At 64.7% G+C, this 25,673-nt stretch carries 26 protein-coding genes and 1 tRNA gene; 5 read left to right on the top strand and 22 right to left on the bottom strand.

The features are described from left to right. From KQ910_RS24265 to KQ910_RS24225, 9 genes are all read right to left on the bottom strand, one after another. The gene (locus tag KQ910_RS24265) at positions 1-405 is read right to left on the bottom strand and encodes a hypothetical protein (protein ID WP_216966175.1); all 405 of its coding nucleotides are present in this window, start codon (positions 403-405) and stop codon (positions 1-3) included. Continuing rightward, the gene (locus KQ910_RS24260) at positions 402-839 is read right to left on the bottom strand and encodes a hypothetical protein (RefSeq protein ID WP_216966173.1); all 438 of its coding nucleotides are present in this window, start codon (positions 837-839) and stop codon (positions 402-404) included. The genes KQ910_RS24265 and KQ910_RS24260 overlap by 4 nt, the downstream gene beginning before the upstream one ends. 34 nt (positions 840-873) lie before the next feature. Continuing rightward, positions 874-1,692 (bottom strand): polyphosphate kinase 2, encoded by an 819-nt coding sequence (gene ppk2, locus KQ910_RS24255; RefSeq protein ID WP_216966170.1) that lies wholly within the window; start codon positions 1,690-1,692, stop codon positions 874-876. 161 nt (positions 1,693-1,853) lie between these two features. After that, positions 1,854-2,489, bottom strand: a complete 636-nt coding sequence (locus KQ910_RS24250) for a hypothetical protein (RefSeq protein WP_216966168.1) — start codon at positions 2,487-2,489, stop codon at positions 1,854-1,856. Positions 2,490-2,654: 165 nt separating this feature from the next. Then, positions 2,655-3,299 (bottom strand): Crp/Fnr family transcriptional regulator, encoded by a 645-nt coding sequence (locus KQ910_RS24245; RefSeq protein WP_216966166.1) that lies wholly within the window; start codon positions 3,297-3,299, stop codon positions 2,655-2,657. 190 nt (positions 3,300-3,489) lie between these two features. Beyond that, the gene (locus KQ910_RS24240) at positions 3,490-3,942 is read right to left on the bottom strand and encodes a potassium channel family protein (protein ID WP_216966165.1); all 453 of its coding nucleotides are present in this window, start codon (positions 3,940-3,942) and stop codon (positions 3,490-3,492) included. 8 nt (positions 3,943-3,950) lie between these two features. After that, positions 3,951-5,045, bottom strand: coding sequence for a calcium/proton exchanger (cax, locus tag KQ910_RS24235; RefSeq protein WP_216966164.1), 1,095 nt, complete (start codon positions 5,043-5,045; stop codon positions 3,951-3,953). Positions 5,046-5,065: 20 nt separating this feature from the next. Beyond that, entirely contained in the window at positions 5,066-5,404 is a 339-nt protein-coding gene (locus tag KQ910_RS24230; RefSeq protein WP_216966162.1) for a hypothetical protein, read from the bottom strand. A 16-nt stretch (positions 5,405-5,420) separates the two neighbouring features. After that, positions 5,421-5,642: a YMGG-like glycine zipper-containing protein gene (locus tag KQ910_RS24225; RefSeq protein ID WP_216966160.1), complete on the bottom strand. Its 222-nt coding sequence runs from the start codon at positions 5,640-5,642 to the stop codon at positions 5,421-5,423. 436 nt (positions 5,643-6,078) lie between these two features. Between KQ910_RS24225 and KQ910_RS24220 the strand changes: the two genes are divergently transcribed. Further along, a complete protein-coding gene (locus KQ910_RS24220; protein ID WP_216966158.1) occupies positions 6,079-7,233 on the top strand; it encodes a patatin-like phospholipase family protein in 1,155 nt (384 codons plus the stop codon). Positions 7,234-7,357: 124 nt separating this feature from the next. Here the strand turns inward: KQ910_RS24220 and KQ910_RS24215 are convergent, their stop codons facing one another. From KQ910_RS24215 to KQ910_RS24180, 8 genes are all read right to left on the bottom strand, one after another. Continuing rightward, positions 7,358-8,452, bottom strand: a complete 1,095-nt coding sequence (locus tag KQ910_RS24215) for a hypothetical protein (RefSeq protein ID WP_216966156.1) — start codon at positions 8,450-8,452, stop codon at positions 7,358-7,360. Between the two features lie 23 nt (positions 8,453-8,475). After that, complete coding sequence (locus KQ910_RS24210) at positions 8,476-9,897, bottom strand: DUF2252 domain-containing protein (protein WP_216966155.1); 1,422 nt, start codon at positions 9,895-9,897, stop codon at positions 8,476-8,478. Positions 9,898-10,296: 399 nt separating this feature from the next. Next, positions 10,297-10,372: transfer RNA gene (locus tag KQ910_RS24205), tRNA-Glu, on the bottom strand. 46 nt (positions 10,373-10,418) lie between these two features. Further along, positions 10,419-12,239, bottom strand: coding sequence for a single-stranded-DNA-specific exonuclease RecJ (gene recJ, locus KQ910_RS24200; protein WP_216966153.1), 1,821 nt, complete (start codon positions 12,237-12,239; stop codon positions 10,419-10,421). Between the two features lie 62 nt (positions 12,240-12,301). After that, positions 12,302-13,270, bottom strand: a complete 969-nt coding sequence (gene glpX, locus KQ910_RS24195; RefSeq protein WP_229600958.1) for a class II fructose-bisphosphatase — start codon at positions 13,268-13,270, stop codon at positions 12,302-12,304. A 60-nt stretch (positions 13,271-13,330) separates the two neighbouring features. Beyond that, on the bottom strand, positions 13,331-14,623 hold the full coding sequence (locus tag KQ910_RS24190) for a homoserine dehydrogenase (protein ID WP_216966150.1): 1,293 nt from the start codon (positions 14,621-14,623) through the stop codon (positions 13,331-13,333). A gap of 25 nt (positions 14,624-14,648) precedes the next feature. Beyond that, a complete protein-coding gene (locus KQ910_RS24185; RefSeq protein WP_216966148.1) occupies positions 14,649-15,905 on the bottom strand; it encodes an LL-diaminopimelate aminotransferase in 1,257 nt (418 codons plus the stop codon). A gap of 18 nt (positions 15,906-15,923) precedes the next feature. Continuing rightward, a complete protein-coding gene (locus KQ910_RS24180; protein ID WP_216966145.1) occupies positions 15,924-17,204 on the bottom strand; it encodes an OmpA family protein in 1,281 nt (426 codons plus the stop codon). A 205-nt stretch (positions 17,205-17,409) separates the two neighbouring features. Between KQ910_RS24180 and KQ910_RS24175 the strand changes: the two genes are divergently transcribed. Beyond that, positions 17,410-19,227, top strand: a complete 1,818-nt coding sequence (locus KQ910_RS24175; RefSeq protein ID WP_229600957.1) for a PHA/PHB synthase family protein — start codon at positions 17,410-17,412, stop codon at positions 19,225-19,227. 27 nt (positions 19,228-19,254) lie between these two features. Here the strand turns inward: KQ910_RS24175 and KQ910_RS24170 are convergent, their stop codons facing one another. The 4 genes from KQ910_RS24170 to KQ910_RS24155 form a co-directional block, all read right to left on the bottom strand. Next, the gene (locus tag KQ910_RS24170; protein WP_216966141.1) at positions 19,255-19,791 is read right to left on the bottom strand and encodes a gamma carbonic anhydrase family protein; all 537 of its coding nucleotides are present in this window, start codon (positions 19,789-19,791) and stop codon (positions 19,255-19,257) included. Positions 19,792-19,874: 83 nt separating this feature from the next. Then, positions 19,875-20,357 (bottom strand): 30S ribosomal protein S9, encoded by a 483-nt coding sequence (gene rpsI / locus KQ910_RS24165; protein WP_216966139.1) that lies wholly within the window; start codon positions 20,355-20,357, stop codon positions 19,875-19,877. Position 20,358: 1 nt separating this feature from the next. Beyond that, positions 20,359-20,838: a 50S ribosomal protein L13 gene (rplM, locus tag KQ910_RS24160; protein ID WP_068194977.1), complete on the bottom strand. Its 480-nt coding sequence runs from the start codon at positions 20,836-20,838 to the stop codon at positions 20,359-20,361. Between the two features lie 116 nt (positions 20,839-20,954). After that, positions 20,955-21,374 (bottom strand): PaaI family thioesterase, encoded by a 420-nt coding sequence (locus KQ910_RS24155; RefSeq protein ID WP_216966137.1) that lies wholly within the window; start codon positions 21,372-21,374, stop codon positions 20,955-20,957. Positions 21,375-21,407: 33 nt separating this feature from the next. Here KQ910_RS24155 and KQ910_RS24150 point away from each other — a divergent pair, with 33 nt between their 5' ends. Both KQ910_RS24150 and KQ910_RS24145 read left to right on the top strand, forming a co-directional pair. After that, positions 21,408-22,205 (top strand): enoyl-CoA hydratase, encoded by a 798-nt coding sequence (locus KQ910_RS24150; RefSeq protein ID WP_216966135.1) that lies wholly within the window; start codon positions 21,408-21,410, stop codon positions 22,203-22,205. A 29-nt stretch (positions 22,206-22,234) separates the two neighbouring features. Then, the gene (locus KQ910_RS24145) at positions 22,235-23,212 is read left to right on the top strand and encodes a Bug family tripartite tricarboxylate transporter substrate binding protein (RefSeq protein ID WP_216966133.1); all 978 of its coding nucleotides are present in this window, start codon (positions 22,235-22,237) and stop codon (positions 23,210-23,212) included. Between the two features lie 201 nt (positions 23,213-23,413). On the opposite strand, the gene KQ910_RS24140 is transcribed toward KQ910_RS24145, so the two are convergent. Then, complete coding sequence (locus KQ910_RS24140; RefSeq protein WP_216966131.1) at positions 23,414-24,163, bottom strand: class II aldolase/adducin family protein; 750 nt, start codon at positions 24,161-24,163, stop codon at positions 23,414-23,416. 179 nt (positions 24,164-24,342) lie between these two features. Here KQ910_RS24140 and KQ910_RS24135 point away from each other — a divergent pair, with 179 nt between their 5' ends. Continuing rightward, a complete protein-coding gene (locus KQ910_RS24135) occupies positions 24,343-25,659 on the top strand; it encodes an NtaA/DmoA family FMN-dependent monooxygenase (RefSeq protein ID WP_216966129.1) in 1,317 nt (438 codons plus the stop codon). Positions 25,660-25,673: the final 14 nt, after the last annotated feature.

Here is a 25,673-nt window from a genome sequence, read left to right as displayed (position 1 = left end):
TCAGGATTTCTTGAAGGTCACCGGCACGTCCATGGTCGTGCCCCGGATATATCGGCCACTCAGCGCATCGCCATTGCGCCGGAGCACGTATCGTCCGCCGAGCGCAGCTTCGATCGTGAGCGTGCCATCGGCAACGATGCCCTGATTGATGCGCTTGATCGAGTCAGGCTTGTCGCCGAAGGTCGAGACGAAGCCCTGAGGCGCGAACTCCATCCTGCCTTCCACGCGTCCGCCGGCACCGATCGAGGTGACGATAAGGGTGGCCTCGCCGATGCCGGGAACGTCGCCCTTCCAGGTTCCGACGAAGATGCTCCCCGCCGATTGGGCAAAACCAGCCGAACTCAGCGACGCCAGTATCCCGGCGACGAATACCCGTCTCGACTGGATATGGATATTCACCATCATCCCCAGCTCAGCGTGATCGCGACATCGCCCGGCATGCCGCCTGGATAGTCGACGATGTGATAGCGGATGTGGTAGCCGAGCGGCCGCAGCTTGCGCTTCCAGAACTCGTAGATTTCCTTGGGAAGTCCGGTGAGCGTTTTCTCCCAGCCCTCCTCCACCTGATTGATCGCCCGGCCGCTGTCGGTACAGATATGGTTGGGGAAGCGCAGCACCTGGACGGAAGTCAGGCCGTTGTCCATCGCGCGGCCGATGATGAGCGAGGCCTTCTCGCTTGCCTGCTCGTCGGTCAATCCCGACGGCGCAAGCAGGTGCTCGATGAAGGCCTTCTTCTCGGCCTCTTCCGCCGCCTGAGCCTTCAGCGCAGCCGACGCCTTGGCGCCCTCCGCTTCGGCAAGCTTTATGTGCAGTTCCTTGACACTCAGCAGCTTGGACATCCTCAACTCCCCGGATGAAATGAAGTGTTTACGCCTAGTATTTCTGTGAGACGTAACGACGATCGGCGATCGAGGCCCGGTCATCGTAGGCGCGCTTGTCGGAGCGCGACGGCAGCTTCACCCTGGCGCGATCGACCTTCTTGTAGGGAATCTGCGACAGGATGTGCGCGATCACGTTCAGGCGCGCGCGCTTCTTGTCGTCTGAATGGACGATGTGCCAAGGCGAGTGTTCGGAGTCGGTGTACTGGAACATCAGGTCGCGCGCCCGGGAGTAGTCGTACCAGCGTGAGTAGGACTCGACGTCCATCGGGCTCAGCTTCCACTGGCGCACGGGATCCTCGATCCGCGCCCTGAAACGCCGGTCCTGCTCCTCCTGCCCGACCTCCAGCCAGATCTTGATGAGCCGCATGCCGCCGTCGATGACGAATTTCTCGAAGATAGGGCAGATCTCGAGGAAGCGCTGGTGCTGTTCGGGCGTACAGAAGCCCATCACGTATTCGACGCCGGCGCGGTTGTACCAGCTGCGGTCGAAGATCACGATCTCGCCGCCGGCCGGGAACTTCTCGGCGTAGCGCTGGGCGTACATCTGCGATTTCTCGCGGTCGGACGGCGCCGGCAGCGCGACGACGCGGAACACCCGCGGGCTGACACGCTCGGTCAGGGCCTTGATGGTCCCGCCCTTGCCCGCCGCGTCGCGTCCCTCCAGCACGATGATCACGCGCTCGCCGGAGACCTTGATCCACTCCTGCAGGCGGCAAAGCTCGACCTGCAGCTCGCGCAATTCCTTCTCGTAGACCTTGCGCTTCAACTTGTCCGGACCATTGCCGGTGCCGGCATCATTCTTCTTGGCCATACGCACCTCGATGGGTGTGAAGGGAAGAGGCTATCCTCGATAATCCATGCAGCCTTTGATTTTGGTCAACCGCTCGCACAGCATTCCACAAAGAACCGGGCGCTGCATGGTCTGCAACGCCCGGCATTATGGCACTGCCGCCTGAATCGGCGACCGCCGTCCTAGCGGATGATCTTCACGGCGATGGCGGTCTGGTGGGTCCAGACCGTGTTGACGATGTCGCCGGGCTTCAGGGTGCCCAGCGCCTGCTTGCCGGCCGCGGTCTGGATCTGCGGCAGGGTGATGACCTCGCCGCTGTTGGGCGACGGCTCTTCCGGCCGGCCGTTCGACGCGTTGATAATCGACAGGCCACCGCTGGCCGGCGACACCTGGGTGACCATGCCCGACATGCTCCACATGCGGATCGGCTCACGCGCGCCTGGAATTCCGGTGAGTTGCGCACCTTTCTCGATCAAAGACTTGGCTTGAGCGTCCGTCTGCGGAGACTTCTTGGCGATCAGCACGTCGATATAGTCGAAGTAGTTGCAATCGACGATCATGCCCTCGCGCAGCGACGAGTAGTTGGTGACCAGGTCGGCAGCGCGCATCTTGATGCGTCCCATATCCTCCCAGGTGATGTTGAGGACGCGGCGATCCGGATGCAGCCCGTCGATCTTGCCGCGCTTGAAGTTCTGGTAGTTGTTGGTGACCACGAACTCCTGCGCCGAGGCCGTCGTGGCGAACGCGGCCATACCGGTTGCGGCAAGCGTGCCGCCAGCCATCAGCTTCAGTGCGGTACGGCGGGATGAATGGGTCATTGTCGGTCTCTCCCCTCGGGTTGAAAGTACGGCTGCTTCCCAAGCCTGCCCGGCCAGTGGATCGCATGCCAGGACAGCAAGCTTCAGCTACGGGTCAACGCCTGTCCTTGACCAAAATCAAACCACCGGTGCGATCGGATTGTGAAGACCTCTCCGCGCACAGCTCTAGGACGTCACCTTGCCGGCCTCGCGAAGTCGATTGAAATCCAGGATCACGACCTCGCCGCTCTCGACCAGGGCGATGATGTTGCGGCTCTTGAGCTTACCGATCGACCGGCTGACGGTTTCGATCGTGAGGCCGAGATAGTCCGCAATCTCGTTCCGCCCCATGTGCAGCGTCAGGGGTTGGGCCGCGGACACATGCCGCTCGGCATAGAGCGCGCTGATCGCGGCCAGGAAATGCGCCACCCGCTCCGTCGACCGGAGTTGCCCGAGTACAAGTGTCAGGACACCAGTCTGTTTCAACGCGCTCGACAGGGCCTCGGCGAGGGCCGCCGCCAGGTCCGGGTGTTGTGAGGCAAAGACATCGAACTTGCGTCGATCGAAGGCGCAGGCCTCCACGTCGGTCAGGGCCTCCCCCTCGAAGGCATACGCACCATTTTCGTCGAGGTAGCCGACGCAATCACCGGGCGCGCGCAAGGCCACGATTTGGCGACGGCCGTCATCGAGCGTGTGCGAAACCGCGACGATGCCTTTGCGGATCTTGAAGAAAGCACCCATCGGATCGCCAGCGCGAAAGAGCGTTTCATGCCTCTTCCAGTGCCGCACGCCACCGAGGGAAAGCATGTGCTGCAGGCGCGAATCGTCCAACGGCCGGCACAAATTCAGCGTCCTGCCAATACAGGCGTCGCAGGGCAGACTCAGGGCGGCCTTGGTCCTTTGCGACGTTCCAAGAACCGGCGGCCGACCTAAGTTCGTAATCTCATTCACCATGCACGATAACATGGAACTCAGGCCCTCGCCATCCGGACGCGAAAGGCGCGATCAGGGCCCGGGAGGCTCAATCTCCGGCCCTGATACCTCGCCGTGGCGTCGTCGAGACGATCGATAGCGCCTGCCGCAGAACCTCGAAGATCACGGCCGTCGACCAGCCGAACATAAGCACCCCGCACATCGCCGTCGTCGGTCCGATGAGCCTCCACCGCTCGACGGGAACGACGTCGCCATACCCGAGCGTCGTGTAGTTCACGAAGGCGAAGTAAAGAACATCGGCGCCAGCAGGCACGGCCCCCACTATCTCGTAGGTCAAAGCCCACACGCAGACTTCGAGACCGTGCGCCATCATCAGGACGGAGACTGTCGCCACCATGGTCGAGGTCAGAAGCAGGGATGGCGACCGTCTCGGGTTCGCGGCGACGCCCTGAGCGACGCGCACCAGGACGAGCATGACCAGGGCGTGGATGACGATGTTGCTCACGCAGGCCGCCGCGCCGACAACGAACTGCAGCAGCATCGCCCCGCCTAGGCCGGAATCGCGAACACGGTGATCGCCATCACCAGATAGACAGCGATGAGCTGCACGCCGGTGAACCATGTCGACTTGCCATCGACGATCAGGACGGAGGCGACGAAGGTGGCGGCAAGCATGAGAAAGACCTCGACGCCGGAGAAAGCCAGGCTGAGCGGCTCGGGCGCCACGAAGAGGCTGAGCAGCACCAGCAGCGGCGCCACGAAGAGGGCGATCTGCGTGCTGCTGCCGATGGCGATGCCGACCGCCATTTCCATGCGATTGCGCATGGCGACCAGAACGGCGGTGCTGTGCTCGGCGGCATTGCCGACGACAGCCACCACCACGATGCCGACGAACAGCTTGGATAGGCCCAGGGCGGCAGAAGCATGTTCCACCGTCCCGACAAGGATCTCGCTCATCCAGACGATCAGCAGCGTGACGCCGGTCATGACGCCGACCGTCATGGAGACGGGCCACGGAATGCCGTGATGCTCCCCTTCGGCCGCCGGCTCCCCGCCGCGGAACAGGTGGGCATGGGTGCGCAGCAGGAACAGGAGGCTGAGCGCATAGACCACCAGCAGGACGGCCGAGACGACGATGCTGTAAGTGATGGACCGGCTCGCCATCTCACCCGAGCCCGTGGCTGCGAAGATCGACGGCACCAGGATCGCGATGGCGGCCAGCGCCATCATGCCGATCTGGGTGCGGACGCCGATGGTGGCGAAGCTCTGGACCTTGTGGCGCAGGCCGCCGGCCAAGAAGGCCGCACCCAACACCAGCAGCAGGTTGCCGATAATGGATCCCGTGAGCGACGCCTTGACCACGTCGATCATGCCGGCGCGCAACGCCACAAGGGCAATGATCAGCTCGGCGGCATTGCCCAGCGTCGCATTGAGAAAGCCGCCGATCCCCTCGCCCAGCCGTGCCGCCAGCTTCTCCGTCGCCACGCCCAGCAGGCCGGCCAGCGGCACGATGGCGACGCAGGCGAGCCCGAACACCAGGAGCGGCGCGTCGGGACGGGCATGGTGCATCCAGGCGGCAATCGGGACGGCCAGAAGCAGCCATGCCAGCGGCGCCTCGGCCAGTACACTGCGGATCGTCTTCATCGGTATGGCCCGCCGGCTCGTCAGCGCTTCGGCAGTCTGCTCGACTCGGCGACGATCGCCCGGTCGATCACCGCGAAAAGATAGGCATCCGGCGAAAGCGTGCAGCCGCCGCGGACCAGGCCGGCGAGCTGGGCACCCTGGTCACCGTCCGGGATCGTGACGCCACGCTGCCGCGCCGCATGATTGGCGAGAAACACCGAGAGGGCGATGCGCTGGTTCGGCGGCATGATGTGGGCTTCGCGGCAGGTGACGTAGGCCGCCTGGTCGAAGGTGACGGTCGCGGTCTGGGCGAGCGCGGCGGTGGAACCGGCGGCGAGCCCGGCGAGCGTGGTCAGTACGGCAAGCGTCCTGCTGGTCATGCGACGATCCTCCAGCTCAGTTCTTGTTGCCGATGGCCGTGCCACCGACATAGCCGACCGCGCCACCGATCAGGCCCGCGCCGACGACGGTCCCGAAGCTGCCGCCCGACACCAGGCCGATGCCGGTCCCCAGCGCCGCGCCGGTGACCATGCCCTTCTGGCCGGAAGACATATTGTCGAACTGGTCGCAGCCGCAGGTCACGCCTGCCAGGGCGATCAACAGAACCATGGTACGCATCGGTGCCTCCCCTAAGGGAGACCATTGTGAAGGGTCCGGCCGTGGGCCGGTTTGACTAAAGTCAAAGCCGGCCGCGACAGGCGCAGCTTTTGGCATCGCGCCGCGAGGTCCAAGGCTCGCGATGCCGCCGGAAGGTCGACTTGTCGCCGGAGTAGTCGCTTGGCGTGTCGGAGTGGCCACGAGTCGTTGTCTTAATCTTAGTCGGAGCAGCCGAAATGATTGAGTATCCACGCAGGTCGCCGATAGCCACTGGGCGGTGTTTGACTACCCAGCGCGCGCCGCATCGTTAGCTGTATGATCAAGCGCACTAACGAACATTCCATTGAGCTAGATCAAGGCCGCCCCAACGGTGGTAGCTACGAAGTCTCGCAAACTAGGGGGCAGGATGACAAAAACACGTCGAAGCACCTTCCGGCTACTAGCCGGAAGCGGAGCGATGATCGGCCTGTCGGCCTGTGGCGAAGTTCCACGTGGGCCCGCCGTGCCACGCGCGAAGGCGACGCACGCAACCGTGCTCGGCGTCGCCAATGAGCGTTTCCATCCCATTGTCGATGTGAAGCTCGCTCAGGACGAGTTGTTGCAGGCAGCGGAGCGCCGGCGACGCTTCTTTGGCGTGGCGACCCCGTTCGATATGCCGGAGTACAACATGCTGGCGGTATCCGGCGGCGGCGAGAATGGGGCTTTCGGGGCCGGCCTTTTGTGTGGGTGGAGCGAACGCGGCGACCGTCCGGTGTTCGACTGGGTGACGGGCATCAGCACAGGAGCCCTGACCGCGCCATTTGCGTTCCTTGGTACCGCTTATGACGCCAAGCTACGCGAAGTATATACGAACATCACGGCTAAGGATGTCCTGAGGGAGCGCGGACTGATTGCGGCGCTCAACGACGATGCGCTAGCGGACAATGCGCCACTCTTCATTACCCTGTCCCGTTACCTTGACCAGCAGATGGTCGCTGATCTTGCCAAGGCTTACAACGACGGTCGGCTGCTTTTGATCGGCACGAGTGACCTCGACTCGCAGCAGGGAGTCATCTGGAATATCGGCGCGATTGCAGCAAGTGGCCATCCGCGCGCGCAGGACACCATAGCGCGCATCCTGCTCGCTTCGGCGGCGATCCCAGGTGCATTTCCACCGACCATGTTCGATGTGACTCTGGACGGAAAGCCGTATCAGGAGATGCATGTGGACGGCGGCGCTTTCGCCCAAGCCTTCCTCTATCCCCCCTCACTGACGCAGCAGCGCCGTCAACGCGCCGCGGCGCGTCAGCGCGTCCTTCCCGTTGATGCTTACATCATTCGCAACGGCAGGCTCGATCCCAACTGGTCGACCACCAAGCGACAGACCCTGGGGATCATCGGTCGGACGATCGACACCATGATCACCGTCAGTGGAATAAACGATGTGGTGCGCATGTATAACACGACGCGAACTGATGGCATCGACTTCAACCTTGCCTACATCGGCACCGATTTCAATGACGTGTCGCCGGCACCCTTCGACCAAAGCTATATGCGGAAACTGTTTGAGTATGGCTATGTGCGGGCACGACAGGGTTATCCTTGGTCAAAGAAGCCCCCATTTGCCGTGTGATGACTTGAGGTTGCGTCACGTCAAATCAGCTGGCACTGGATCGCTATAGCAAAAAATTGATTCGCCTTGGGCACCATGTTGATTGCCAAGGCGGATGGGCGGATCGCGTCCCCGACGAGGTTTTTCAATTGGCTGGCACCGTGACGACCGGCGGGGCCGAGCGCACGCCGACGTCCGAAATCGCGAAGAGCAGCATTACGCTGTTGAAAGTCGACTTCGAGCGGAAGTCGGTGTCCGCGATCCAGAACCAGCGTCCCTTGTACTGGACGGCAACATGCGCCTCAGCTGGTGGTGCAGTTCCACTCGCAATATTGAGTAGCGACGGCCGTTCATCGGCGCGTGGCGGCCCTCCGGGTGCGGCCTTGCCTGCCGCAATGTCGTCTTCGGGAACTTGTGCGAGCACACCCAACTCAACCATGACCTGCAGCATCGAGCGGGTCACTAGCGCGATCTCGTCACCTTTGCCCGACCAGCCGCCATAGCGAACCTGATGGACCCGGCCCGTCCCAGAAAGGTGCAGGATGCGCCCTACTTCCGCGATCTTTGCGGCGATGTCGGGCGATACATTGGTGGGCGGAAAACCGACGATTGAGATTTCGGAATTGTTTTTCGCGCGCTCAACACGGATCTGGAGCGCATTGGCGCGCTGCAATTCGTAAAGGAGCTGCGCAAGGCGAGAAAACTCCGGGTCGCCGGGGCGGCTCATAGCAGAACGCTTGGATTCATTGGCAATGCCATTGATCGAGTCGACCACGAGCGGCATGACCAGAGTGGCAGGATACCCAGACTGCAACAGGAACATTACGGCGCTGGGAGGGATTGGCGTCATCAGCTTCTTGATGAAATCGTTTCCCGTCAGCGGCGCGTACATGATCGTCGGACGGTCGATGTAGGTTGCGCCAACGGCGGCAGTGCCCCCGACGGCGGCCGGAATATTTACGGCATTGGTCAAGTAGTTTTGCGCGGTGAAGCCCGCACCGACAGTAGTCTGTAGCTGGTAGCCGGCGATCACCTGCGCAATTTCCATGAACACTGGAAAATCCGCATAGCGCAGCTTGACGATATTGAGCAGCGTCTGTTGCTTCCAGGAGTCACCAATCGCCGCGCTGTAATCGGATCGATCCCGTGAAACGGTGGATGGACCAATACTGCTACATGCCCCGGTTACTGAGGTAATCAATAGGGCCGCAACAACGGCTGAAATCCGACATGCGGCCATAAGGCGTCTCCCAAGGCCGACGGCTACCTGTCTTCCTCAACGTGGACCTGAATCTTGCCGGCACTTACGGCAGCCTTGAGGGCGGCGTGGTCGCGCTCGGCCTGGTCGGCGTAGGCAACCGCAAAATTCCCCATGGCCACGTCGAAGGCATCGCTGCTACCAAGGTAGCCGCTGATCAGCCACGGATGGCTGGCCCGGCCATGCGCCCGCGCCAGCGCCCAACCACAGAGTTCGCCGTAGATCGCCAGCATGCTGCGATCAAACGTTTCGACGAGTGGCTTGATCTTCGCGTCACGCAACTGACGCACGTAGACCTGACGGCCTTCGAGACCCGTCAACCAGCCAAGAAAGACATCTGACGAGGATTGCATCAGGCGCTGCCCCTGAACCACGCGCTGGCCCGAGTGACTATAGAGGCTCTTGCCCGCGTAAGGCTCGAGCACCGATGCGACAGCCTGCTTGAACTGCAGAAACAGAGGCTCATTGGACGAGGACATGAACAGGCCAATGGAGCAGTACCGCCCGACACTGCCAATCCCCACGACCTTTATGGCCACATCCACAAGGCGGTAGCGGTCCAGTAGCGCGCGCCGGTCGTCGGGGAGCGTCTCCCGATACTCGGCCAACGCCTTGTCCAGGAAATCTCGGAAGCCTTCTTCACGTGTTGCATCGGCGTGGAATATCAGCGGAGGCTGGTCCTTGATATGTACCTGACCGCCGACCATTTCGGCCAGCTTCGGGTAGTCGACGTCCGATCCGCCCTCCTCCTGTGCCTTATCGATCCGGCGCCGCACGCGCTTCTTCAAACCCGCGTCGTCGAGCCGGGCGATGACATCCTCTGCACTGATATGTGCGTACCAAGCCTCCAGCGGACTCATCTCCGCGACTTCCCGTAGTCGCTCGCGATAACTGCGGGCACAGTTCACGGCCGCGTCGCGACCAGCCGAGTTCGACAGGCCATTGGACCTGGCCGCCAGCACGAACGAGGCGACCAACCGCTTGACGTCCCACTCCCAAGAAGCCGGCAGCGTTTCATCAAAGTCGTTGATGTCGAAGGCAATGTTGCGTTCGGGCGTAGCGAATCCGCCAAAGTTCAACAGATGGCAGTCACCGCAGGCCTGGACATTGACCCCCATCGAGGGAGTCGTGGCGAGGTCGGCGGCCATGACGCCAGCCGCTCCCCGGTAGAACGTGAACGGCGACTTCAGCATCCGGCCATACTTAATCGGGATCAGTTCAGGAACGCGACCGACATCGGAGGCCTGAAGAAGCTCGAGCGGGTCCGGCCGGTCCTTGTGCCGCTTCCACACGCCCTGGCTCGCCCGCGGGACCGCGTCGCGCAGGCGCTTGCCGGCTGCGACGAGATCATTCGCTGGCACTGAGTGCACTGGACGCTCGGCTTCTGGCACGCCGGTCTTGGTTGGCAGCCTTGTCACGTTGCTCATCGAGCTCTTCCCGGAAGGCGGTGAGCACCGCAGCTCACATTACGAATTTATTAATGCTATAGCCCAAAGGCCAAGGAACCTTGACGCAGATCAAGAGGCCTTCGCGTCGACCCCATTGCCGTCAGCGGAATTGAAACCGCGGGCAGGGATGGCGGCGGACTTCCTCGTAGTACGCGACGTCGATCGGCGGGACGTCCTATGGCGTATCCGCCAAGAACGTGAAAAGTCCGACTAGCAGATGCCCAGACACCAGCGGGAGCCAACCAAGTGTGGTCGTATAAACTCGTCCCGGTCGACCACAACAGCATCCGGCTCGAAGGCTCTCCCCGTCATCCTGGAGAAGCTCGCGTACCGGGGGCTGTCAAAGTCGTCTCCCGAAGTTCTCTCTTTTTTCGGGAGTGGCGTTCCCTACGGGATTCGAACCCGTGTCGCCGCCGTGAAAGGGCAGTGTCCTAGGCCTCTAGACGAAGGGAACGAAGCCTCCAAGCGCGTGGGTGAGATACCGGCTTGGAAGCAGAAAATCAAGCAAGCACGGAGCCGGCTGCCGATGCAGCGTCATCGATCTGAAGGCGCACCGTCTCCCGGCCGCCGAAGCGGTCGATTTTGAGCGCTCCGGCAACATGCAGCACGGGCCGCGCGGAATCCAGAAGCGCCGGTCCCAGCTCGCTCTGATTGGCCCGGAAGGCGATGGCGTCGACCCGGCCGCGCTCGGCGCCGACCAGGGTACAGCGAACATGCCCCTCCCCGACGGGCTGGGCATAACTGACGCGCACGCCGGTGAGGGCAAATCGCGGCTGGGCGTTGCCGGAGCCGAATGGTCCGACACGCTCGATCATCGAGATGAGTTCCTTGGTGGCCGCCGCGGGAGCGAGCGCGGCATCGATCCCCAATTCACGAACCGGCGGGGCGGCGCCGAGTTGGGGCGCGATCCGCCCGTCGAGGAAGCGCATCAGTTCGGGCAGCGAATCGCGCGCCACGGTGAGGCCGGCGGCCATCGCATGCCCGCCTCCATTGACCAGCAGACCTTCCTGCCGTGCCGCGATCACCGCCGCTCCGAGATCGACGCCACGCACCGAGCGGCCCGAGCCCTTGCCCAACGCCCCGTCCATGCCGATCACGAAAGCCGGCCGGCCGTAACGCTCGACCAGGCGGCTCGCCACGATGCCGATCACGCCGACATGCCAACCCTCGCTCTCGACCAGCAGCACCGACGGGAGGTTCTGGCGGTCGGCGCCGTACAGGCCCTCGATGCGCGTGATCGCCTGGTCGAGCACATCGCGCTCTATGGCGCGTCGCTCGGCATTGAATTCATCGAGCCGGATCGCGAGCGCCCCGACCTCGTGCGGGTCGTCGCTCGACAGCAGGCGCGCGCCGAGATCGGCCTGGCCGACCCGGCCGCCGGCATTGACCCGGGGGCCCAGCAGAAAGCCGAGGTGGTAGGCTTCCGGCGTTTCCTTGAGGCGGGCGACGTCGGCCAGCGCCGAGAGGCCCACATTGCGCCGCTGAGCCATGACCTGCAGGCCCGCCCTCACCAGCGCGCGGTTGACGCCGAGCAGCGGGACTACGTCGCAGACCGTGCCCAGGGCCACGAGATCGAGCCATTGCCGAAGGTCGGGCTCGGGTCGCGAGGTGCCGTACCAGTTGGCGTCGCGCAGCGCCCGGTTGACGCCGACGGCCAGCAGGAACGCGACGCCGACGGCGGCAAGATGCTTGTGGGGACTGGCATCGTCGATCCGGTTGGGATCGACCACGGCCACCGCCTCGGGCAGCGCGATTTCCGCCATATGATGGTCGATCACGATGAGGTCGAGGCCCACACGCCTGGCCTCGGCCAGCGGCTCGAAGGCGGTGATGCCGCAATCGACCGTGACGACGACGGAGGCGCCCTCTTCCCTGATCTTCAGCAGCGCCGGCGCATTGGGGCCGTAGCCTTCCTTGCGGCGGTCCGGAATATAGACGCCGATATTGCCGCCGACCGCCCGAAAGAAGCGCAGCAGCAGCGCCGAGGAGGTCGCACCATCCACGTCGTAATCGCCGAACACCACGATGCGCTCGCCCGTCTGCACGGCCCGGACGAGGCGCGCCACGGCGGCATCCATGTCCTTCAGGTGCGAGGGATCGGGCAGGAACTTGCGAAGAGTCGGTTCGAGAAAGTCAGCAACAGAGTCGAGGTCGACGTCGCGAGCCGCCAGCAGGCGGCTGATTGCATCGGGCAGGCCGTGACGCTGTGCGATGGCCAACGCCAGCCGCTCGTCGCCGAGCCGCGTGGCCCAGCGCTTTCCCGTCAGCGAGCGCTCGACGCCGAGGAATGCTGCGCGCTCGTTTCTGAAGGAATCGGACATACGGCCACCCTAACCCGAAGCGCGATGGCACCGCTCCGGCGAGCCGGCCGTCGAAGCCAGGCTTACGCCCAGCTCGGCAGGCCGGTCTTGATCGAGAAATTGTGGTGCGCCGAGACCCAGCGCACGGTGCCGGTCTTGGAGCGCATCACGATCGAATGGGTCTCGGCGCCGTTGTGGAAGCGGCGCACGCCCTTCAGCATCGAACCCGAGGTGACGCCCGTCGCCGCGAACATCACGTCGCCCTTGGCCATGTCGGTCATCGAGTATTTGCGGTTGAGGTCGGTGATGCCCCACTTCTTGGCGCGGGCCTTCTCGTCGTCGTTGCGGAACAGCAGGCGACCCTGGATCTGGCCGCCGATCGCACGCAAGGCCGCCGCCGCGAGCACGCCTTCCGGCGCGCCGCCCGAACCCATGTAGATATCGATGCCCGAATCGCCGGTCGAGGTGGCGATCACGCCCGACACGTCGCCGTCTCCGATCAGCATGATGCGCGCGCCGGCCTCACGGACCTTGGCGATCAGTTCGGAATGGCGCGGCCGGTCGAGAATGCAGACCACCAGGTCGAGGACGTCGACCTGCTTGGCCTTCGCCAGATCCTTGAGATTCTCCGACACGCTCTTGTCGAGGTCGACGATACCTTCCGGCAGGCCGCCGCCGACGGCGATCTTGTCCATGTAGACGTCGGGCGCATTGAGGAACCCGCCATGCTCGGCCATCGCCATCACGGCGAGCGAATTGGGCAAGCCCTTGGCGGTGATGGTCGTGCCTTCCAGCGGATCGAGCGCGATGTCGATCTTCGGGCCGCCGCCCATGCCGACCTTCTCGCCGATATAGAGCATCGGCGCTTCGTCGCGCTCACCCTCGCCGATCACGACGGTGCCCTCGATGGCCAGCGAGTTGAGCGACGTGCGCATCGCATCGACGGCGGCCTGGTCGGCCATCTTCTCGTCGCCGCGTCCCATGAGCTTGGAGGCCGCGAGGGCTGCCGCCTCGGTCACCCGCACCGCTTCCAGCGCAAGGTTGCGGTCCATCCTGCCTGTTTCTTCTCTCGTATCGGCCATCGTTCCCTCCGCGGCGTCTCTCAGCGCCTTCTAGAATGCCTCGATCCTGATCACGCACGGCTCTTCGGCGACGGCGCCGAGCTTGGCGATGCGCGCCAGGGCGCGCCGCATCGCAGCCTCTTCTGTCTCGTGTGTCGTCAGCACCACCGGCACTTCGCCCGACTCCGAGCGCCCGCGCTGCAGCATCGATTCGAGCGAGATGCGTTCCTTGGCGAGCGCGCCCGACACCGCGGCGATCACCCCCGGCCGGTCCTGCACCATCAGGCGCATGTAGTAGGCGCCGACATGACGGTCCATCGGCGAAGCCTTCTTGGTCGCGAGCTTCTCGGCGGGCACGACGAAGGCCGGCATGTGCCGGCCGCGCGCCACGTCGACCAGGTCGGCGACGACGGCCGAGGCGGTCGGTCCCTGCCCCGCACCGCGGCCCTGGAACATCGTCGTACCCACGAAATCGCCCTCGACGACGACGGCGTTGAACACGCCCTCGATATGCGCGATCGGCGTGTCGAGCGGCACCATGCAGGGATGCACGCGCTGCTCGATGCCGTGGCGCGTCTCGCGTGCGAGGCCCAGCAGCTTGATGCGGTAGCCCAGCTCCTGCGCGAATTCGATGTCCATCGAGGTGACGCGGCGGATACCCTCGACATGCACGCCGGCGAAGTCGACCCTGGCGCCGAAGGCCGCGCCGGTCAGCACCGCGAGCTTGTGGGCGGCGTCGATGCCGTCGACGTCGAACGTCGGGTCGGCCTCGGCGTAGCCCGCCGCCTGTGCCTCGGCCAGCACGACGTCGAAATCGCGACCGGTCTCGCGCATGGTCGTCAGGATGTAATTGCAGGTGCCGTTGAGGATTCCGTAGAGCCGCTTCACGCGATTGCCGACCAGACCCTCGCGCAGCGCCTTGATGATCGGAATGCCGCCCGCCACCGCCGCCTCGAAGGCGAGGCTGCGCTGCTTCTTCTCGGCCAGCGCGGCAAGCTCGGTGCCATGCAGCGCCAGCAGCGCCTTGTTGGCGGTGACGACGTGCTTGCCCGAGGCCAACGCCTTCTGGACGAGACGCCGCGCGACGCCACCCGAACCGCCGATCAGCTCGACCACCACGTCGATGTCCGGCGCGGTCGCCAGCGCCATCGGATCCTTCTCCCAGCGCATGCCGGAGAGGTCGATATCGCGCTTCCTGGCCTTGCTGCGCGCGCTGACGGCCACGATCTTGAGCGGCCGTCCACCGCGCACGGAGAGGAGCCGGCCGTGTTCGGCCAGCAGCTTCACGACGCCGGCGCCCACGGTTCCGAGCCCGGCGATGCCGATCCTGAGAGGAGAATTCATGGGCGCCTGATACGACAGGATAGGATCAGGCGCGAGCCTTGATCGGCGTGATATTGTCCCCAACGCCCCGCAGGTAGAGGTCGATGGCGCGACCGGGGTCGGCCATCACCGTGCGGATGTTGCGGACGGCCTGGCGGATCCGGTGCTTGTTCTCGACCAGGGCAATGCGGACATGAGCGTCGCCGTGCTCGCCGAATCCGATGCCGGGCGAGACCGCGACATTGGCCTGGGTCAGCAGCAGCTTCGAGAAGGCCAGCGAGCCCAGCTCGGCAAATTCCTTGGGCAGCGGCGCCCAGGCGAACATGCTCGCCGACGGAGCCGGCAGGTCCCAGCCCGCGCCCTTCAGCCCTTCGATCAGGACGTCGCGGCGCTCCTTGTAGGTGTTGCGCGCCTCGGCGATGCAATCCTGTGGCCCGTTCAACGCCGCCGTCGCCGCGACCTGGATCGGCGTGAAGGCGCCGTAGTCGAGGTAGGACTTGATGCGGGTCAGCGCCTGGATGAGCGTCTTGTTGCCGGCCGCGAAGCCCATGCGCCAGCCGGCCATCGAGTAGGTCTTGCTCATCGAGGTGAACTCGATGGCAATGTCGCGGGCGCCCGGAACCTGCAGCACGGACGGTGGCGGCACGCCGTCGAAGTAGATCTCGGCATAGGCGAGGTCGGACAGGATCCAGATGCCCTCGCGCTTGCAGAAATCGACGATGGCTCCATAGAAATCGAGATCGACGACCTGCGCCGTCGGGTTCGACGGATAGTTCAGCACCAGCGCCAGCGGCTTCGGCACGGCATGGCGCACGGCGCGCTCCAGCGCCGGCAGGAACTCCTCGATCGAGGTCGAGCCCGGCACCGGAATGTGGCGCACCGAACCGCCTGCGATGATGAAGCCGTAGGGATGGATTGGATAGCTGGGGTTCGGCACCAGCACCGTGTCGCCCGGCGAGGTAATCGCCTGCGCGAGGTTGGCCAGCCCCTCCTTCGATCCCAGGGTCACGATGACTTCGGAATCAGGATCGAGTTCGACGCCGAAACGGCGCGAGTAGTAGGCAGCCTGCGCCTTGCGGAGGCCCGGGATGCCACGCGACGCCGAGTAGCCATGGGCGCGCGGGTTGGCGGCGGCCTCGGCGAGCTTGGCCACGATGTGCGGCGCGGTCGGCAGGTCGGGATTGCCCATGCCGAGATCGATGACGTCCTGACCGGCGCCACGGGCGCGAGCCTTCATGGCGTTCACTTCCGCGAACACGTAGGGCGGCAGGCGCTTCAGGCGGTGAAATTCCGAGTCGTCCATGTCGTTCTTCCTTGGCGCCTAGAAATCGATGAAGACGTCGGCGCGCCGGTTTGCGGCGAGGCCGCGAGCAGTGCTGGTCTGATAGATCGGTTCGTCGTCGGAAGCGGCTTCCGCCATCAGCTGGTCGGCGGGCACGCCGAGACGGAGCAATTGCCGCGCGACCGCGAGCGCGCGATGGCGCGATACGTCGAAGTTGTCCGATTGAGCGATCGACACCGCATCCGCGGCAGCATGGCCAACGATGCGCACGGTCCCGCCGTTATCGCGCTGAATCTCGGCCACGCGGGCGAGCACGGCCTGGTCGGTTTCGTCGAGGCCTGCCGAGGCCTGGCCGAACTGGATCAGGGCAACCTGGATCGACCCATCGAAGGGCGGCGACTTGAGGCTGCTGAACGGCACCGCACCCGATTGGGCGGCGGCGATGTTGGCCATGGCGGGCATCGGCTCGCCGCAGGCATCGTCCGCGAAGTCAGAAGCCGCGAGTGCCACCGGCAGTGGCGCCAGAGGCAGCAGCGATCCCACGTCGACGCCCGACGGTTTCCAGCCCGGCTGCGGCGCGAAGGCCTTGTTCGGATCTGCCGGCGGTGCCGGTGGGGGCGCCGCGGCGGGCGGCGCGGGAGAGGCTGGCGGTGCACCGGTCGTCACAGACCCCGGCTCCGCTCCCGGCGGCGTCCAATTCGGTGGCGGAGTGAATGCCCGGTTCGGATTTCCCGCAGGTGCCGGCGCCGGCACGGGCGTCGGTGCTGTCGCGGGATCGGGCGCGGCAGACGGCGGCGCCATCGGCGCCGTGGTCACCGGAGCCGGCGGCGGCACGGGTGCCGAAACCGGCGCCGGATCAGACGTGATGGTGCCGGCACCGACGGGCGGAGCACCGACCGGAGCGGCGGCCGGAGCCGCGGCAGGCGCTCCCTCCTGCTTCTCCTTGCTCTTCAGTTCCTTGTCGGCAGCTTCCCGCTCGAGGCGTGCCTCGCGGTCCTTGCGGTCGCGCTCGGCTTGCTCCTTCTCGAGTGCTTCCTTCTGTGCCTTCTGCCCGCCCTTGGCCGAAATCACCGAGCCGATTGACGCCGTTGTGTTGCGCGTTTCGTCTCCTGCGGTGACCGCCGCATCGTACTGGCGGTTGCCTGGCGCCGGCGGAAGGGCACTGGCGGGCGCGACGTCGCGCTCGACGCCGGGACGCGGCGGCGGACCGACAGGTGCGGAGCCGTCGAACCAGCCGCAGCCCGTCAAAAGGGCGAACGCAGACACTCCGAGCAGGCCGAGCCAGCGGCCGCTGCCGATCGTGTCCTGGGGTCGCTGCATCTTCATCACCTGCTGTGTCCGCTTGAAGCCCGGTATCCTCCGCCTGTCTAGCGGAGACCGAGAGGAAATTTGACCCGTCAGTTGTCGCAGCCTACCTATGGGAAGCAAGTATCGATTCCGGTAGGTTCTGCACTAGGTATGGCACCGAAGCGGTGAATTTACCGCAAGAAATGCTGCAAAGGCAATGATTCGGAAGGGGAAACGCATGTCCGACACGCCCGCCCCCACGGCCCTTGGCGGCCTGTCGCCGGAGGAGTCCGCGAAGCTCCAGGAGGCCTTCAAGGACATCGCGACGCGCAGTCAGAAGCTGCTGCAGGATTTTTCCCAGAAGTACCAGTCCGAAGGACCGCAGCCGACCGATCCGCTGCACCTCACCCAGACCTTCATGGACTTCACGGCCAAGATGATGGCTGACCCGAACCGGCTGGTTCAGGCGCAGGTCGAACTCTGGCAGCAGTACATGAAGCTCTGGCAGGTCACGGCCCAGCGCATGATGGGCCAGACGGTCGAGCCGGTGGCGGAGCCCGCGCGCGGCGACAAGCGCTTCAACGATCCCGCCTGGAAGGACGAGGTCGTCTTCGATTACCTGAAGCAGTCCTATCTGCTCACGGCGCGCTGGCTGCAGGGGACGATCAAGGAAGTCGAGGGCGTCGACGAGAAGACCGCCAAGAAGGTGGACTTCTACACCCGCCAGTTCATCGACGCGGTGTCGCCCTCGAACTTCGCCATGACCAATCCGCAGGTCGTCAAGGCGACAGTCGAGTCCAAGGGCGAGAACCTTCTCAAGGGCCTCAAGAACCTGCTGGGCGATCTCGAGCGCGGCAAGGGCAACCTCGCCATCCGCCAGACCGACATGGATGCCTTCAAGGTCGGCGGCAACGTCGCCACCTCGCCCGGCAAGGTCGTCTTCCAGAACGACGTCATCCAGCTCATCCAGTACGCGCCCGCGACCGAAGAGGTCTACGAGGTGCCGTTGCTGATCGTGCCGCCGTGGATCAACAAGTTCTACATCCTCGACCTCAAGCCCGAGAACTCGTTCATCAAGTGGGCGACCGAACAGGGCTACACGGTGTTCGTGGTCTCCTGGGTCAATCCCGACGAGCGCCTCGCGAAGATGGTGTTCGAGGACTATATGAACCAGGGCCCGCTCGCGGCGCTCGACGCCATCGAGAAGGCGACGGGCGCGCGCAAGGTCTCGGCAATCGGCTACTGCATCGGCGGCACGCTGATGGCCGCGACGCTCGCCTACATGGCCGCGCGCGGCGACGACCGCATCGCCGCCTGCACCTTCTTCACCGCCCAGGTCGACTTCAGCGAACCGGGCGAACTCGGCGTCTTCATCGACGAGGACCAGCTCGCCAGCGTCGAGGAGATGATGAGCAAGAAGGGCTATCTCGAAGGCAGCGAGATGGCAACGACCTTCAACATGCTGCGCGCCAACGATCTCATATGGTCGTTCGTCGTGAACAACTACCTGATGGGCAAGGACCCCTTCCCCTTCGACCTGCTGTTCTGGAACGCCGACGCCACGCGCATGCCCGCAGCGATGCACAGCTTCTACCTGCGCAACATGTACCAGAAGAACCTGCTCAGCCAGCCGGGCGGCATCGTCATCGACAACGTGCCGATCGACCTGCGCAAGATCCAGATCCCCGTCTATATCCAGGCCGGCAAGGAAGACCACATAGCGCCGGCACGCTCGGTCTACAAGGCGACGCAGATCTTCAGCGGTCCGGCGCGCTTCATGCTGGCGGGCTCGGGTCACATCGCGGGCGTCGTCAATCCGCCGCGCAACAAGAAGTACCAGCACTGGCTGAACGAGACGGCGAAGAACCCTCCGACTCTGGCCGAATGGCAGGCCGGCGCCCAGGAATTCCCGGGCTCGTGGTGGCACGACTGGGACAAGTGGCTGTCGGCCCTGTCGGGCGCGAAGGTCCCGGCGCGCGTACCTGGCGCCGGTGGATTGCCTGCACTCGAGGATGCGCCCGGCAGCTACGTGAAGGTCCGCTCCGGCGAGCAGTAAACTCGCCTCCGGAGCAGCCTGACCAGCCTACTCCGCCGCCTTCGGAACGCCGCCGCGATAGGCCTGGCCCAGCCGCACGTAGGCGGCCGCCGAGCGGCGGAAGGATTCGAGGTCCTTCTCGGTAACGTCGCGCATTTTCACGGCGGGGTTGCCGGCCCACAGTTCGCCCTTGCGCACGATCTTGCGCGGCGTCACCACCGCTCCGGCGGCAACCATGGCGCCGGTCTCGACCACCGCCTCGTCCAGCACCGTCGAATGCATGCCGATGAAGGCATCGTCCTGGACTTCGCAGGCGTGCAGCAATGCGAGGTGACCCACCGTGACGTTGCGGCCGACGACCGTGCTGACGCCCCGGGCGGCGATGTGGATCACCGTCCCGTCCTGGATGTTCGAGTTCTCGCCGATCCTGATGCCTGGCCCGTCGCCGCGCAGCACGGCGCCGAACCAGATGCTGCAGTTGGCGGCGATCTCGACCTCACCGATCAGCGTCGCGTTGGGCGCGATGAAGGCCGTGCTGTGGACCTGGGGCACGAAGCCGTTGAAGGGCACGATGAGTCCGGACATCGGATCGTCACTCCACAAACCAGCAAGAGCGCAAAAAAGAAGGGCGCCCTGAGGCGCCCTTCGAGGATATCGGAAACGCGGGTTTAGCGCTTCGAGAACTGGAAGCGGCGACGGGCACCGGCGCGGCCGTACTTCTTGCGCTCGACCACGCGGCTGTCGCGGGTGAGGAAGCCGGCAGCCTTGACGCTGCCGCGCAGGCCGGGCTCGAACTTGGTGAGGGCCTGCGAGATGCCGTGACGCACGGCGCCCGCCTGGCCCGACAGGCCGCCGCCGGAAACCGTGGCGACGACGTCGAACTGGCCGTTGCGCTGGGTCACATCGAACGGCTGCTGGATCATCATGCGCTGCGTGGGACGAGCGAAGTAGATCGTCTGGTCGCGACCGTTGATGGTGATCTTGCCGGTGCCGGGCTTGACCCAGACGCGGGCGACCGCGTTCTTGCGGCGGCCCGTGGCGTACGCACGCCCCTGTGCGTCGATTTCCTTTTCGCGGGGAGCGCCGGCAACCTGCGCTCCGGCGGCCGGAGCCTTCTTCAGTTCGGCAAACGACGAAAGTTCGGTAGCCATGTTAGCCGATCCTCGAGTTCTTGGGGTTCATAGCAGCGATGTCGAGCTTCTCGGGCTGCTGGGCCTCTTGCTCGTGGTTCGGTCCGGCGTAGACGCGCAGGTTCTTCATTTGCGCCCGGCCGAGGGGCCCGCGCGTGATCATGCGCTCGACGGCCTTGATCAGGACGCGCTCCGGGAAGCGGCCTTCGAGGCGCTTGCCCAGGGTCTCGCCCTTGATGCCGCCGGGATGACCGGTATGCCAGTAGAACACTTCACGCTCGGCCTTGCGGCCGGTGAGGCGAACCTTTTCGGCGTTGATCACGACGATGTTGTCGCCGCAATCGATATGCGGCGTGAACATCGGCTTGTGCTTGCCGCGCAGGCGCATGGCGATGATCGTGGCGAGCCGGCCGAGAACGAGGCCTTCAGCGTCGATCAGAAACCACTTCTTCTTGACGTCGGCGGTCTTGATGCTGGGAGTGGAGTGCGTGAGGGCGTGCATGAGTCTTTCTTCCAATGAGCGCGCGCTTATGGGGAGTGTCTGGCGACTTGTCAAATCGCCGCAAATAGCGACGCAAAATCAAGAACTTAGAATTGAGGTATTATATTACCTCTCACTTAAGCCTTGCGTGGTATGGCATATGTCACGGTGGCGTGCGCCACCGGTTCGGGCTTGCCGTCGCTCCAGATCGTGAAGTCGCCGACCGCCAGGGTCTTGCCGAGCTTCATCAGCCGCCCCTCCCCGATCAGGTCGGCGGGCTCTGGCTTGCGCATGAAGTTGATGTTGAGACTGGTGGTGACCGCCAGCGCCACCGGCCCGAGCTGGGCCAGGATCAGCAGGTAGAAGCCGCAGTCGACCAGCCACATCAAGGTCGGGCCGGAGATCGTGCCACCGGGCCGCAGATGCCGCTCGTGCGTCGGCAGCCGCAGCCGGATCGTCTTGTCGTCGAGATGCTCTATCGCGAGGCCGAGATGGGCAGCCTGCGGGAAGTGCTCGTCGAGGAACTCGATCAGTTCCGCGGGCGACATCACCGGCATGACGCCCCTCGTCGCTTCCCATAGAATGCCGCCATGACCGCTGCCTCCAACGAATCCGTGCTTCTCCGCCGCGACGAGAGTCGCGTCGCCTTCCTCACGCTCAACCGCCCCCGCGCCATGAACGCGCTCTCGGGCGAACTTATAGATGCGCTGCAGACGGAATTCGACAGGCTGGCCGGGGACGCCGCCATCCGCTGCGTCGTCATCGAAGCCCAGGGCGACCGCGCCTTCTCGACCGGCCATGACCTGCGGGAGGTCGCCTCGACCCGCGACTATGCGTTTCATCACAGCCTGATGACGCGCTGCTCGGCGATGATGCTGTCGATCGGCCGCCTGCCCCAGCCCGTCATCGCCAAGGTGAAAGCGGTCGCGACCGCCGCCGGCTGCCAGCTCGTGGCCGCCTGCGATCTCGCCGTCGCCTCGAGCGACGCCACCTTCGCCACCTCGGGCATCAACAACGGCCTGTTCTGCGGCACGCCCTCCGTGGCGGTCGGCCGCAACATCGGGCCCAAGCGCGCCCTCGACATGCTGTTCACCGGCACGTTCGTCGATGCCGCGACCGCGATGCGCGACGGGCTGGTGAGCCGAGTCGTCCCCGCGGCCGATCTCGACCGCGAGACAAAGGCGCTGGCCGAGCGCATCGCCAGCCAGCCCCCGCAGCAGATCGCCTCCGGCAAGGCGATGTTCCGCAAGCACATGGAGATGAACGTCGAGCAGGCCTATGCCTACGCGACCGATTACATGGCCGGTGCCATCCAGCGCGAGGATGCGCAGGCCGGCATCGACGCCTTCGTGAACAAGAGGCCGAAGCCGGACTGGACGGGCAAGTAAACAATCAAGAAAGCAAAGGGAGAGAACTCATGAGGATCATGAAATTGTCGCGGCGCGCAGCCGTCGCATCGGCGATGGCGAGTGTCGCGGCGGCGACGGCTCCAGCGCAGGCGCAGGACTTCCAGCAGGGCAAGCCGATCACGATCGTCGCGCCGTTCGGTCCCGGAACGACCAACGACATCATCGCCCGCCTGCTCGCCCAGGACATGACGGCGACCCTGGGTCAAAGCGTCATCGTCGAGAACCGGCCTGGCGCCACGGGCAATATCGGCGCCGACTATGTCGCGAAGTCGCGCCCCGACGGCCATACGGTGGTGATCGCCTCGCTGAGCAACATCATCAACCAGGCGACCGGCAACACGACCGCCAACCTGCTCAACGACTTCGCGCCCGTCAGCTTTACCGGCGGCGTGCTCTATTCGATGTTCGTGCCCAACGAACTGCCGGCAAAGAATGTCGCCGAGCTGGTCGAACTCGCCCGCCGGGAACCCGGCAAGATCAATTTCTCGGGCTTCGTCGGCGGCGTGCCGCAGTTCCTGGGCGAGATGCTCAATCGCGCGGCCAAGATCAACACGGTGATGGTGCCCTACAAGAGCACGACCGACGCGCTGGGCGACCTGCTGACCAACCGCATCCAGATCTGGTTCACGCCGGTCGCCTCCGGCGTGCCGGTCTACAACGCCAAGCAGGCGCGCCTGCTCGCCGTCACCGGCGAAAAGCGGGCCGCGGTGTTTCCCGACACCCCGACCTTCAAGGAGTTGGGCTATCCCGATATCGTGGCCGACGTCTCCTTCTACATGATGGCGCCGAAGGGTACGCCGCAGCCGATCGTGGAGAAGCTCTACCGCGCCGTCGACAAGGCGCTGGACAGTCCGAAGCTCAAGGAGTCTTTCCGCGTCCAGGGCATCGAGGACAGGCGCGGCGGTCCCGCCGAGTTGAGCGCCTATCTCGCCGGCGAGCTTCGCCGCTGGACCGAGATCGTCAAGCTGTCGGCGCCCGCCAAATAGGAACGCCCGCCTCCGAAGCGAAGGATCCCTCACTGTCGTTCGGGATGACACCATTGCTTGGGCTTTCGCAGTGCGCCGATTCTAGAATCGGTGTCATCCCGAACGAAATGAGGGATCCTTAATTCATATGACTGCCCTACCCTGAATCAGAAGAGCGCGCCTTGCGGCGCGCTCTTTACGTTTGGCCCTGAGCCTGGAGGGTTACTGGCGCCAGTCGATGCCCTTGCCCTCGATCTGGCGGAGCGCGGCCTTCCAGTAGGTCATGCCGTACTCCGGATTGGCGCGCTGCTGCTTGGCGCGCTCACCGTACTGGCGGATGACATCCTCCTCGATCGGCGCGGCCTCTTCGTCGAGGCTGCGGGCGATGACCTCGACCTCGCAGGCACGCTCGAGCATGTACATGCGCCGCAGCGCGCCCGGGATCGTGCCGCCGACGGTCAGCAGGCCGTGGTTGCGCAGCACCACCGAGTTGCCGTGCTGGCAGGAGACGCCCAGCGCGTCGCATTCTTCCTGGGACGTCGGCATGCCGTACTCGTGATAGACGAGGTCGTCATAAACCGAGAGCGCGTCCTGGCTGATCGGGCGAATGCCCTTCTTCAGGACCGAGACGCCGGTGCCGGCGCGGGTGTGCGTATGCATCACGCAGTTTGCATCGGGGCGTGCCTTGTAGACACCACTATGGATGGTGAAGCCCGCGGCGTTGAACTTGCCGTCCTTGGCGTAGACGTTGCCGTCGATGTCCATCTTCACGAGGCTCGACGCGGTGATCTCGTCGAACAGGTCGCCGTAGTTGTTGATGAGGAAGCACTTGGGCTCGCCCGGGATGCGCACCGTCATGTGGGTGTCGATCGTGTCGGTCCAGCCGAAGAGGTCGGTAATCCGGTAGAGCGCCGCCAGGTCGCAACGAGCCTGCCATTCGGCTTCGGTCATATCCTGCTTGTCGGATTGCATCACCGTATCCATCTCGCGCTCCTGCTTGTGTGTCGGCCGATACCGTGGCGGTCATCGTAACGCAACTTTAGCGGGGGTGCGACGCACTCTTGCCCCTGCGGCACGCAGAGCCGCCCTGCGAATTTTCGGCACAGTATTTGCGTCTCCGATCCGGTGTCTGGGCGGATCGGAGGGCGTGCGTGGCGACCAACCCATTTCATCTCGCGTGGTTCTTGCAAGGCTCCAGTGTGCAGGCCTGGGGAGAACCCTGGACCGGACACATCGGGACGACCTGGGAGCAGCCGGAACTGTTCCTCGACATGGCCCGTAGCCTGGAGCGGGCCTGCTTCGACTACATCCTTCTCGAAGACTCCTCTTATGTGGGCGAGAGCTTCGGGGGCTCGACCGAGATCTATCTTAAGAAGGCCATCGCCGTGCCGCGGCAGGACCCGTCCGTGGTCGCCGCGCTGATGACCCAGGTGACCTCGCGCATCGGTATCGTGCCGACCTTCGGCACCTATGCCTATCACCCCTATCTGCTGGCCCGACTCATGGCGACACTCGACCAGGTGTCGGCGGGCCGTGCCGGCTGGAACGCCGTCACCGGCAGCTCCGATTTCGCGGCGATGAACTTCGGCATGCCCGGCATGCCCGAGCACGACCTGCGCTACGACATGGCCGACGAGTACATGGACGTGGTCCGCGGCCTCTGGGGCTCGTGGGAGCCCGGCGCGATCATCGCCGACCGCAAGAGCGGGAACCTGATCGACCACACCAAGGTCCACGGCGTGAACTACGCCGGCAAGTACTTCCAGACCCGCGGCCCGCTCAACTCGGGCCCCAGCCCGCAGGGCCGGCCGGTGATTGCCCAGGCCGGCGGCTCGCCGCGCGGCCGCCGCTTCGCCGCCGCCCATGCCGACACGATCGTCGTCAACGCCAAGGGCATCGACGCCATGCGCGCCTACCGCGACGACGTGCACAAGCACATGGTCGCGCAGGGCCGCAAGCCGAGCGATTGCAAGGTGCTGTACCTCATCAATCCGATCCTCGGCGAGACCATGGAAGAGGCACTGGAGCGCAAGAAGAAGCGCGAGAGCATGGCGCAGGCCAACATCCAGGAGCGCCTCGCCCACTTCGGCAAGGTCACCAACATCGACTTCGGCAAGTTCGACCTCGACAAGCCCCTGCCCGACGACGTGACCACCAATGGCCACCAGCTCAACCTCGAGCAGTTCCGGGCATTGGCCAACGGCCGCTCGATCCGCAAGACGATGGCCTCGTTCAATGCCGTCGACTTGTCGATCGACCTCTGCGGCACCTGCGATTCGGTGGCCGCGCGAATGGGCGAGGTCATGCAGGAAGTCGGTGGCGACGGCTTCCTCTTCTCCATGCCCAACGTCAACCGCCGCACCCTGGCCGAGATCGAGGACGGTCTGGTGCCCGCGCTCCAGGACCGCGGCCTGGTGCGCAAGGCCTACGAGCACAAGCAGTTCAGGGACAATCTTCTGGCCTACTGATCCAGCCGAACGAA

The sequence above is a fragment of the Reyranella humidisoli genome, from assembly GCF_019039055.1.
GTDB lineage: Bacteria > Pseudomonadota > Alphaproteobacteria > Reyranellales > Reyranellaceae > Reyranella > Reyranella humidisoli.
This window is presented reverse-complemented; position numbering and strand designations above follow the sequence as displayed.

Excerpts from the sequence above, each read along its gene's own strand:
- rplM (WP_068194977.1), bottom strand. The coding sequence starts at position 20,838 with ATGCACGCCCTCACGCACTCCACTCCCAGCATCAAGACCGCCGACGTC.
- KQ910_RS24220 (WP_216966158.1), top strand. The coding sequence starts at position 6,079 with ATGATCGGCCTGTCGGCCTGTGGCGAAGTTCCACGTGGGCCCGCCGTG.
- KQ910_RS24185 (WP_216966148.1), bottom strand. The coding sequence starts at position 15,905 with ATGGACGACTCGGAATTTCACCGCCTGAAGCGCCTGCCGCCCTACGTG.
- KQ910_RS24265 (WP_216966175.1), bottom strand. The coding sequence starts at position 405 with ATGATGGTGAATATCCATATCCAGTCGAGACGGGTATTCGTCGCCGGG.
- KQ910_RS24190 (WP_216966150.1), bottom strand. The coding sequence starts at position 14,623 with ATGAATTCTCCTCTCAGGATCGGCATCGCCGGGCTCGGAACCGTGGGC.
- glpX (WP_229600958.1), bottom strand. The coding sequence starts at position 13,270 with ATGGACCGCAACCTTGCGCTGGAAGCGGTGCGGGTGACCGAGGCGGCA.
- ppk2 (WP_216966170.1), bottom strand. The coding sequence starts at position 1,692 with ATGGCCAAGAAGAATGATGCCGGCACCGGCAATGGTCCGGACAAGTTG.
- KQ910_RS24215 (WP_216966156.1), bottom strand. The coding sequence starts at position 8,452 with ATGGCCGCATGTCGGATTTCAGCCGTTGTTGCGGCCCTATTGATTACC.
- KQ910_RS24260 (WP_216966173.1), bottom strand. The coding sequence starts at position 839 with ATGTCCAAGCTGCTGAGTGTCAAGGAACTGCACATAAAGCTTGCCGAA.
- KQ910_RS24230 (WP_216966162.1), bottom strand. The coding sequence starts at position 5,404 with ATGACCAGCAGGACGCTTGCCGTACTGACCACGCTCGCCGGGCTCGCC.
- KQ910_RS24140 (WP_216966131.1), bottom strand. The coding sequence starts at position 24,163 with ATGCAATCCGACAAGCAGGATATGACCGAAGCCGAATGGCAGGCTCGT.
- KQ910_RS24175 (WP_229600957.1), top strand. The coding sequence starts at position 17,410 with ATGTCCGACACGCCCGCCCCCACGGCCCTTGGCGGCCTGTCGCCGGAG.
- rpsI (WP_216966139.1), bottom strand. The coding sequence starts at position 20,357 with ATGGCTACCGAACTTTCGTCGTTTGCCGAACTGAAGAAGGCTCCGGCC.
- KQ910_RS24250 (WP_216966168.1), bottom strand. The coding sequence starts at position 2,489 with ATGACCCATTCATCCCGCCGTACCGCACTGAAGCTGATGGCTGGCGGC.
- KQ910_RS24180 (WP_216966145.1), bottom strand. The coding sequence starts at position 17,204 with ATGCAGCGACCCCAGGACACGATCGGCAGCGGCCGCTGGCTCGGCCTG.
- KQ910_RS24225 (WP_216966160.1), bottom strand. The coding sequence starts at position 5,642 with ATGCGTACCATGGTTCTGTTGATCGCCCTGGCAGGCGTGACCTGCGGC.
- KQ910_RS24145 (WP_216966133.1), top strand. The coding sequence starts at position 22,235 with ATGAGGATCATGAAATTGTCGCGGCGCGCAGCCGTCGCATCGGCGATG.
- recJ (WP_216966153.1), bottom strand. The coding sequence starts at position 12,239 with ATGTCCGATTCCTTCAGAAACGAGCGCGCAGCATTCCTCGGCGTCGAG.
- KQ910_RS24155 (WP_216966137.1), bottom strand. The coding sequence starts at position 21,374 with ATGCCGGTGATGTCGCCCGCGGAACTGATCGAGTTCCTCGACGAGCAC.
- KQ910_RS24170 (WP_216966141.1), bottom strand. The coding sequence starts at position 19,791 with ATGTCCGGACTCATCGTGCCCTTCAACGGCTTCGTGCCCCAGGTCCAC.
- KQ910_RS24150 (WP_216966135.1), top strand. The coding sequence starts at position 21,408 with ATGACCGCTGCCTCCAACGAATCCGTGCTTCTCCGCCGCGACGAGAGT.
- KQ910_RS24210 (WP_216966155.1), bottom strand. The coding sequence starts at position 9,897 with ATGAGCAACGTGACAAGGCTGCCAACCAAGACCGGCGTGCCAGAAGCC.
- cax (WP_216966164.1), bottom strand. The coding sequence starts at position 5,045 with ATGAAGACGATCCGCAGTGTACTGGCCGAGGCGCCGCTGGCATGGCTG.
- KQ910_RS24240 (WP_216966165.1), bottom strand. The coding sequence starts at position 3,942 with ATGCTGCTGCAGTTCGTTGTCGGCGCGGCGGCCTGCGTGAGCAACATC.